A 597-nucleotide genomic window follows, 5' to 3' on the forward strand; every position below is an offset into this window, starting at 1 on the left:
CGGCAGCAGTCGCGCAGCGACAAGCCGTTCCCGCACCGCTGGGCGGTGATGTTCCTCGTTGCGGTGGGGTTCTGGAACTTCGTGGGGGCGGGGGTGTTCGGGTTCCTGGTGAACCTGCCGATCGTGTCGTACTACCAGATCGGTACGGCGTTGACGGCCAATCACGCGCACGGCGCGATGATGGGTGTGTACGGGATGATGGCGGTCGGGTTGGCGATGTTCGCGTTGCGTTACATCGTTCCGGCGAATCGGTGGCCGGACAGGTTGGCCAAGGTGTCGTTCTGGTCGTTGAATCTGGGGTTGGCGTGGATGGTGTTCGTGACGCTGATGCCGTTGGGTGTGTTGCAACTGTGGCATTCGGTCAACGACGGGTACTACGAGTCCCGTGAGCTCGGGTACATCATGCGGCCGGGTAATGCGGTGCTCGAATGGTTGCGGATGCCGGGGGACATCGTGTTCATCGTCGGTGGGATCCTGCCGTTCCTGTGGATCGCGTATCTGGGTGTGCGTTACGGAATCAAGGCCACCGCGACCGAACTGGAACCCGAGACGTTGTACGTCGAGGAGCATCCCGACGCCTACGAGGACCGCACCGGT

1 protein-coding gene is annotated in these 597 nt (G+C 62.3%); it reads left to right on the forward strand.

Annotated elements, in window-relative coordinates; all coding sequences use genetic code 11:
• The coding region (locus LDQ05_RS19625; protein ID WP_226438623.1) for a cbb3-type cytochrome c oxidase subunit I at window positions 1-597 on the forward strand (597 nt) is incomplete at both ends.

Origin of the sequence: Rhodococcus yananensis, from assembly GCF_020515525.1 — a bacterium.
GTDB classification, from domain to species: domain Bacteria; phylum Actinomycetota; class Actinomycetes; order Mycobacteriales; family Mycobacteriaceae; genus Rhodococcus; species Rhodococcus yananensis.